Here is a 7,524-nt window from a genome sequence, read left to right as displayed (position 1 = left end):
CATCTGAGGCAGCACAGCCTGGCACAGGGTCTGTGCAACATATCATCAAGGGCAGAGAATGTTTTCCACCAAACCTGTGGGCCGTGGAGCATCTGCACGCAAATACGATCTGCTGACCGCTCTGGGCGCTTTTGGGCTGGCGCAGGGTAAGCATGATCAGCGCCGCGTGCTGAGGCTGATGACCCTGATCACCGCAAGATACAACTGGTCCCGCGATGAGCTTGCAGTGGGCCAGCGCGAGATTGCGCGGCTGTGGTCCGTGGATGAGCGCACCGTAAAACGCGAGATGGCGCTCCTGCGCGCGCGCGCCTGGCTTACAGTGAAGCGGCAGGGCGCGCGCGGACGGGTCACGGAATACCGGCTGGGCATCGACCGGATCCTCGCGGACACAAACGCTCAATGGCCCTGTGTAGGGCCTGATTTCGAGCTTCGCATGGCAGGCGGGGACGTGGAAAAGGTTGTGCCCCTGCCGGTCCGTGGCACGGTGCCGGCCCCTGATCTGACACACGGAACGGAATGGGCACTGGCGCAGGCCGTGCTACATGCAGAAGACACCGGAACATATGCCTCATGGCTGGCGGCGCTGGAGCGTGCCGGGAGGGCAGGGGGGCGGCTTACCCTGCGCGCTCCGTCACGGTTTCATGCAGCCTATGTGCAGACGCATCTGGCGGGCCGTGTGCTCGCAGCCTGTCGTGAGGTGGATGCGGATGTGGCCGAGGTGCGGATTGTGACATGACCCTTTCCTGCAGCGCGGTGAGCGGGCCGGACCCGGATACGGTCAGGCATCACTATGCAGGGTCGGCGCTGCTCTCGGCCTCGGCGTTTTCAGCGGCCCAGTCACCTGCTGCAGTGACAGCCACAGCGGAAGCGGTAGGCAACACATTCAGGTAGCTGTCCGTTTCCTCGCCGGGAACCACAGCGCGCTGTGTCATGCGGTAGAGTGCATAGAGGGCGATACAGACAAAGGTCACGCAGAGTACCAGCCAGAAGGCATGGGGGTTCAGGCTCTGCATGGCCCAGCCCGTGACCATTGGCCCTGCGATGGCGCCAAGTCCGAAGGTAAAGACAAGCCCGCCCGATGCCGCCGGCATATCTGCTGTAGGGAGCGCGTCGTTGGTGTACGCAAGGAGCAGCGCATAAAGCGGGGTGGTTACACCGCCTGCAAAGAAGGCCGCCGCCATCAGTGGCCAGCGCCCTCCACCGGAGACCCATCCCAGGATACAGGAGGCTGCCCCCAGCACCGAAAGCCCCAGGATCAGCGTTCGCCGGTCCATCCGGTCAGACAGCCACCCGATCGGGTACTGCATCACGAGGGCGCCGGCAAAAAGCATCGCGACAAAAGACGCAATCTGGGTGGTGGTCAGCCCGATCTGCGTGCCGAAAACCGCCCCCATGCCCGATTGCGTGGCGTAGATACTGCCCAGAAGAAAAATGCCTACGGTTCCCAGCGGCGAGCCCCGGAACAGCTCGCGCAGCGGCATAGGACGCGCAACCTCGACCGTCGGGACCGGTGTTGCGGACAAAAGGATAGGCGCGAAAGAAACCGACACGAGGATTGAGGCGCAGATGAACAGGACCGAGGTTGCCGCATCGCCCAGTGTCAGCAGCCCCTGGGCCGCGATGATGCCAAGCGTCTGCGCGATCATATAGGCCGAGAGCACTTTGCCGCGTGTGTCATTGGTGGCGGCCGCGTTCAGCCAGCTTTCAGCCGCTACGTAGATGCCTGACATGCAGAACCCGATGAGCACCCGCAAAACGGTCCAGGCCCAGGGTTCAGTAAGCAGCGGTAGAGCGATCAGCGCTGCTGACATAAAGCTGCCGAGGGCCGCAAAGACCCGCACGTGACCGACCCTCTGGATCATCAGCGGCGTCAGGCGCGCGCCGGACAGGAAGCCGAGGAAATAGCCGGAAGTAACCACGGCCAGCTCTGTCGATGAGAACCCTTCGATCCCTCCGCGCAGGCCGATGAGCGTGAAATGCATGCCATTGCCCAGCATGATCAGCAGGATACCAAGCAACAGAGCCCAGACGCCGGAAATCACTCTGATCATGTTCTCATCCGCTCCGTGCTGCCAGCAGATACTGCTGGTTTACAGTCGCGGACAATATGAAGTTTTGCTCATGCTGCAGCGCCGCATAACCTGCGGTTTGCGACAGAACAGGCGCTCCTGAACGCTCAGAAGCAGACGGCTGCCGGCAGTGATCATCCGGGAGTGCAGGCAGTTATGGGGGGGCACGCCGCAAGAAAAAACCGCCGCCCCGAAGGGCAGCGGTTCAGTGTCTCAGACTGAGATGTGATCAGCTCTCGGCAGGGGCCACCGACGCGAGATAGGCCGCGACATCTTCGCCACCTTTTTTCAGCTTGAAGGCCATTTTGGACTTGGCTTTGGAATCGTCGAGATACTCACGCAGGAAGGCGCGGGGGTCTGTGACGTATTCGGTCAGCTGTGCGGCATCCCACACGAGGCCCTCTTCGCCGGCTTTGACAAGGTCGTCACCATAGCGGAAATCCTCGACAGAGCCCGCCTGGCGGCCGATGATTCCATAAAGGTTCGGGCCTGTTTTGCCACCCTTTACGATCTCGGTGCCGTCGTCTGACACGATCATGTGGCAGGCTTTGCATTTGTTGAATTCTTTTTCGCCGGCTTCCGCGTCGCCTTCTGCAAAGGCGGGTGCGGCAAAGCTCAGTGCAATCAGTGCGGCAAATGTGCGTTTCATCGTTATCTCCTAAGTTGCTGCCTAACAACGTAGGAGATAACGCAGAGAGTCAACAGTCACATTGCCGCGAATTCAGGCAACTGCGTGCGAAATCGCGCATTGTTTCCAGAGCTCTTTGAGCGCCAGAACCAGATGTTCAATATCGTCGATGCTGTGCAGCGGCCCGGGCGTAAAGCGCAGCCGCTCCGTGCCTTTCGGCACAGTGGGATAGTTGATCGGCTGCACGTAAATCCCGTACTGCTGCATCAGATAATCGGCGATCATGCGGCATTTGACGGGGTCTTTGATCATCACCGGGATGATGTGGCTGGGGTTGTCCATATGCGGGATCCCCTCCATGTCGAGCCGTTTGCGCAGATAGGCGACGCGCTCGCGCTGCAGCCTGCGTTCTGTATCGCTTTCCTTGAGATGCCTGATCGAGGTCTGCGCGGCTGCGGCCACAGCAGGGGGCAGGGCGGTCGTGAAGATGAAACCCGACGAGAAGGACCGGATAAAGTCACAAAGCGCCTCAGAGCCCGTGATATAGCCTCCTACGACGCCATAGGCCTTGCCCAGGGTGCCCTCAATAAGGGTGATGCGGTCGGCAAGACCCTCGCGCTCGGAAATACCGCCGCCGCGGGGGCCGTAAAGACCGACCGCATGTACCTCATCCAGATAAGTCATAGCGCCGTGCTTTTCGGCGACCTCGACGATCTCCTGCATCGGGCAGATATCGCCGTCCATGGAGTAGACGCTTTCAAAGGCCACGATCTTGGGGGCATTCGCGGGCAGCGCGGAGAGCTTGCGGTCGAGATCTTCGGGATCGTTGTGGCGCCAGAGCACTTTATTGGCGCGCGAATGGCGGATGCCTTCGATCATCGAGGCGTGGTTGAGCTCATCAGAGAGGATCACACAGTCAGGGATCCGTGCGCCCAGGGTGCTCAGAGCCGCCCAGTTGGAGACATATCCGGAGGTGAACAGCAGTGCGTCGTCCTTGCTGTGCAGATCCGCAAGCTCGGCTTCAAGCTGTTTGTGGGCATGATTGGTGCCCGAGATGTTGCGCGTGCCGCCGGCGCCGGAACCATAGCGGTCGATCGCGTCTTTCATCGATTGCAGAACTTCAGGGTTCTGGCCCATGCCGAGGTAATCGTTTGAGCACCAGACGGTCACCTGGTCGGGACTGTCGTCGTCATGGCATTTCGCGCGCGGAAAGGCGCCCGCTTTGCGTTCCAGCTCGGCGAAGATGCGGTAGTTGCCATCCTCTTTGAGCGCATTGAGTTGTGACTGGAACAGTGCATCAAAGTCCATGATGTCCCCCTTCTGTTTTCCCTGCAGGTGTTATGTCGTTTTTTGGTGTGAAGTCTGGTTTGGGCGCCGGGATCATCCAGCGCCAGAGTTTTTCGTCCGGCAGCGGCAGCACCATCATCCAGTGCTCAAAAAGCGCCAGCGCGGTGATTGCGGTCAGCAGAACAAAGCCTGCCGAGGCGCCGGGCGTCGAGGTCGCCGCGATCCGCTCAAGCCAGCAGGCGACGGCAAAGGTCAGCGCCGTCACGGAGACCGGAAAGAGCCAGTTCATTGCGCGGTGCCGGAAGTGGCTCGGCAGATGCGCAAGCGTCTGCGGCAGGAATTCAACGTTAATCTTGGGCACGCCGAGAAAAAGGTTCAGCTTGGCCGAGATACGGGCGAAAAAGAGCACCGCAAAGGTCCACATGCCAAAGGGGTTTACGTGGTCCCAGCCGACCAGAAACATGGTGATGAGCGTGGCGACCAGCAGCATCTCGTGATAGGCCAGCGTGCCCCAGGCGCGGATGAACCGCTCCCATTCCGGCACATGGTCGGGCAGGGGGTTGCGGTTCGGCCCGGTGATAATGCCGGTGAGAAAGGCAAGCTCTATCCAGCCCCAGATCGCAAGCGCCGAGGCAAAGGCAACCGTGACGCTGAGCGCGTCATTGGTGAAGAGCGTGACCCAGAAGCCCGCGATCCCGAAGCCCAGAAACGGCAGACCGCAGAGCACCGCACGCCTGCGGGCGCGCAGGCCCCCCTGATCTGCCGATTTCACCACCCACAGGATCGCACCGGTAGAGAACCACCAGGCGAAAAGGGCAAAGAGGGCAGGGGTCCAGTACGTCACGCGGCATGTCTCCCCACGGGGAGACCGGGCGCCCGGAGCCTCGTATGGCCCGGGCGCCCGTCTTTGGTGGCGCAGACAGCCCTTATGCCAGGCTGCTGTCTCAATATGCCGGCTCGAGGCGCGTCACTGCCGGCACGGCATGCTTTTTCGCCGGGATGGTGATCAGCGCCACAAAGGCACTGACCGCACGGGCCTGCGCGCCCAGCTTCGCAAAGAACCTGCCTTCTTTCGTGGCAACCGCCAGATCCGCATTGGCCTTTTGCATCTTCTCAAGCTGCCGCTGCCAGCGCGGGTGCTCGATATCGAGCGTGATCGGAAAGATCTGCTCAGTAAGTTTGCTGGTTTTGGTAAAGACCTCATGAGCATACCAGTCCGGGTCCACGCCGAGCGCTTTGTGGAACGCCGGGCGCTGGTGGTCGCGCACGTACATCGTGGAATAGACCGCGGTCAGGAAGAACTTGATCCACAGGACGTTGGTACCGCGCGTAAGTTTCGGGTCGGTCTTCATCAGCAGAGCAAAGGCTTCTCCGTGGCTGAACTCATCGTTGCACCATTCCTCGAACCACTTGAAGATCGGGTGGAAGCGGTGCTCGGGGTGTGCCTCCAGATGCCGGAAGATCGTGATGTACCGCGCATAGCCGATCTTTTCCGAGAGGTAGGTCGCGTAATAGATGAACTTCGGGCGGAAGTAGGTGTATTTTTTCTTCTGCGTCAGAAATCCGAGGTTCACCGCGACACCCGCTTCGCGCAGCGCGTCATTGATAAAGCCCGCGTGGCGTGCCTCGTCGCGCGCCATCAGCTGGAAAAGCTGCGTGATGTCTTTGTTATTGCCGCGCCGCTTCATCTCTTTGTAAAGAACGCAGCCCGAAAACTCGGCCGTGCACGAGCTGATCAGAAAATCGATGAATTCTTTCTTCAGCTCCGGGTCCATGTTTTCCCAGTCGACCGTGTCCCAGTCATCGTTTTTCTTAAAGTGGCCTTTGTTCGGGTCTGCCACCATCTGCGCGATCAGCTGGTCCCACTCTTCTCGGATGGGCGAGACGTCAATCGCATCCATTTCGTCGAAATCCGTAGTGTAAAAGCGCGGCGTCAGCAGCGTGTTCTGCATCGCCACTTCGGTGGCGGCGGTGCTGTCCACGACCGTCTGCTGGCTTTCCTGCAGCTTCAGGCTTTCTTCAGCGTCGGTAATGTCGGCGGTGTGTTTGATCGGCTTGTTCACAGCGACACCTCCTCGGAGAAGGAGAACTCGCACAGCTCCATGACCTCGAAATCGCCCGTAAGACGCGTCCAGAGGCGTTCCAGCCTGCTCGCGCGGATGATCGTCGCTTCGCGGTCTTCGGAGACGATCTCGCCGAAGGGAGCCATGATCTCGGGCCCGTGCACCTGCACCTCATCCCCGGGCCAGATGACAGCGCCGTTGTTGAAGCGCACATGCGCGTGCAGACTTTCGAATTTGTGACTGATCTCAACCGTGCAGGGGGCACGTTCAGTGTCTTTCGTGAATAGTCCCATGGTGGCTTCCTCCTCGGGATTAAGGTTGGTCCAGCAGCCTGGCGAAGGTGCGGGTGTTGGTGGCGCCGAAACCCATGAGCTCGGCTGACCATCCGGTGACGGGGTCGTAGAGGGACAGGCGGTTGCCTTCCCTGAGTTGTAACAGAACAGGGGCGGTCATGTCGGCACCCGACTGCGCGCGCTCCCGTGCCAGCACGCGCTCGATCCCGGCGACAAAGCCGCCTTTGTCAGATGCGAAATCCGCGATCAGCGTGCCGGAGGCGTCCAGCACCCGGGCCGCACCCGAGGCATCACCGGAGAGATGGATGGCGCGTTCGGTGAGGATTTTGCCCGCGGGCGGTTTGCTGTCGGGCTCGCGCCCGGCCAGCGTGGCCAGCGTCACAATCAGCAGGACGAGAGCCACAAGTCCGAACATGGCGCGCACCAGGATGAGCGGTACCAGTTCCTCGCTGCGGGCGTGAATGCGGGGGCGGGTTTGCGTGACCATCGGGCTACTCCGCCGCCACGGCAGCGCCGGCGGCCGCGCGGGTGACCTGCGGCACGGAAATCCGCGCCTGTGCGGCCTCGGCCAGCACCTCTGCGACCTTTTCGGCCCCGGGGATGCAGCGCAGCGCAGGCTGCACGCGTTTCATATGCCAGGGACGTACGTGCGGCCAGCAGACCAGATAACTGAGCTTTGTGTCGCCCATGGTTTCCAGAGCGATGGTGCCGGTACCGTTACGGCGCAGATCCAGCATCGCATTGCCGACCTGGGTATATGGCAGGTTGAGCGTGATCGTCAGAGCCGCCCCGATACGCATGACAACGCGTGAGGTGGTGATGGTATACATGGTGGCGCGCGCCTGAACGTAAGCCACCAGCAGCAGCAGCCCGCAGACCACGAACCCCAGCAACACAAAAGGCACGGAGGCCCCGATTGCCTGGCCCAGGGGCAGCAGATCAACCACGGACACGAAACGCCAGAGCGTGAGCAGGGCGAAATACCCCGCGATCCACTTCAGCGACAGTGCACCGCAGGCCAGCGCCCATGTATCGGGTCGGCCCTGCCAGAGGATCTGTTCCCCGGCGGGTGGTTTTTCCGGAAGCCCCTCAACGGGTTCGATTTCGAAGTCATCATGTCCACCGGCATGTGAATGATAAGAATGCCCACCGGCATTCATCTGGTTACTTTGCCCGTGGACGGG

General features: G+C 61.0%; 9 protein-coding genes. 1 reads left to right on the top strand and 8 read right to left on the bottom strand.

The genetic code is table 11. The features are described from left to right. Positions 1 to 58: 58 nt before the first annotated feature. Entirely contained in the window at positions 59 to 736 is a 678-nt protein-coding gene (locus tag Q0M35_RS05265) for a hypothetical protein (protein ID WP_295313172.1), read from the top strand. 52 nt (positions 737 to 788) lie between these two features. Here the strand turns inward: Q0M35_RS05265 and Q0M35_RS05260 are convergent, their stop codons facing one another. The 8 genes from Q0M35_RS05260 to puhB all read right to left on the bottom strand — a co-directional run bounded on the left by Q0M35_RS05260 (position 789) and on the right by puhB (position 7,500). Then, entirely contained in the window at positions 789 to 2,051 is a 1,263-nt protein-coding gene (locus Q0M35_RS05260) for an MFS transporter (protein WP_295313171.1), read from the bottom strand. Between the two features lie 247 nt (positions 2,052 to 2,298). After that, positions 2,299 to 2,718 (bottom strand): cytochrome C, encoded by a 420-nt coding sequence (locus Q0M35_RS05255; RefSeq protein ID WP_295313170.1) that lies wholly within the window; start codon positions 2,716 to 2,718, stop codon positions 2,299 to 2,301. 72 nt (positions 2,719 to 2,790) lie between these two features. Then, the gene (gene hemA / locus Q0M35_RS05250; protein ID WP_295313169.1) at positions 2,791 to 4,005 is read right to left on the bottom strand and encodes a 5-aminolevulinate synthase; all 1,215 of its coding nucleotides are present in this window, start codon (positions 4,003 to 4,005) and stop codon (positions 2,791 to 2,793) included. After that, entirely contained in the window at positions 3,995 to 4,828 is an 834-nt protein-coding gene (gene puhE, locus Q0M35_RS05245) for a putative photosynthetic complex assembly protein PuhE (RefSeq protein ID WP_295313168.1), read from the bottom strand. The genes hemA and puhE overlap by 11 nt, the downstream gene beginning before the upstream one ends. 100 nt (positions 4,829 to 4,928) lie before the next feature. Then, positions 4,929 to 6,047: a magnesium-protoporphyrin IX monomethyl ester (oxidative) cyclase gene (gene acsF / locus Q0M35_RS05240; protein ID WP_295313167.1), complete on the bottom strand. Its 1,119-nt coding sequence runs from the start codon at positions 6,045 to 6,047 to the stop codon at positions 4,929 to 4,931. Continuing rightward, positions 6,044 to 6,340, bottom strand: coding sequence for a hypothetical protein (locus tag Q0M35_RS05235; protein ID WP_295313166.1), 297 nt, complete (start codon positions 6,338 to 6,340; stop codon positions 6,044 to 6,046). The genes acsF and Q0M35_RS05235 overlap by 4 nt, the downstream gene beginning before the upstream one ends. A 19-nt stretch (positions 6,341 to 6,359) precedes the next feature. Then, positions 6,360 to 6,827 carry a photosynthetic complex assembly protein PuhC gene (gene puhC / locus Q0M35_RS05230; RefSeq protein WP_295313165.1) on the bottom strand — a complete coding sequence of 156 codons (468 nt, stop codon included), beginning with the start codon at positions 6,825 to 6,827 and terminating at the stop codon, positions 6,360 to 6,362. Between the two features lie 4 nt (positions 6,828 to 6,831). Beyond that, complete coding sequence (gene puhB, locus Q0M35_RS05225; RefSeq protein ID WP_295313173.1) at positions 6,832 to 7,500, bottom strand: photosynthetic complex putative assembly protein PuhB; 669 nt, start codon at positions 7,498 to 7,500, stop codon at positions 6,832 to 6,834. Between the last annotated feature and the right edge of the window lie 24 nt (positions 7,501 to 7,524).

Source organism: Roseobacter sp., assembly GCF_024639605.1.
Taxonomy (GTDB): Bacteria; Pseudomonadota; Alphaproteobacteria; order Rhodobacterales; family Rhodobacteraceae; genus Roseobacter.
This window is presented reverse-complemented; position numbering and strand designations above follow the sequence as displayed.

What these genes read in the sequence shown, in the direction of transcription:
- puhB (WP_295313173.1), bottom strand. Translation starts at nt 7,500, where the DNA reads ATGAATGCCGGTGGGCATTCTTATCATTCACATGCCGGTGGACATGAT.
- Q0M35_RS05265 (WP_295313172.1), top strand. Translation starts at nt 59, where the DNA reads ATGTTTTCCACCAAACCTGTGGGCCGTGGAGCATCTGCACGCAAATAC.
- Q0M35_RS05235 (WP_295313166.1), bottom strand. Translation starts at nt 6,340, where the DNA reads ATGGGACTATTCACGAAAGACACTGAACGTGCCCCCTGCACGGTTGAG.
- hemA (WP_295313169.1), bottom strand. Translation starts at nt 4,005, where the DNA reads ATGGACTTTGATGCACTGTTCCAGTCACAACTCAATGCGCTCAAAGAG.
- Q0M35_RS05255 (WP_295313170.1), bottom strand. Translation starts at nt 2,718, where the DNA reads ATGAAACGCACATTTGCCGCACTGATTGCACTGAGCTTTGCCGCACCC.
- Q0M35_RS05260 (WP_295313171.1), bottom strand. Translation starts at nt 2,051, where the DNA reads ATGATCAGAGTGATTTCCGGCGTCTGGGCTCTGTTGCTTGGTATCCTG.
- puhC (WP_295313165.1), bottom strand. Translation starts at nt 6,827, where the DNA reads ATGGTCACGCAAACCCGCCCCCGCATTCACGCCCGCAGCGAGGAACTG.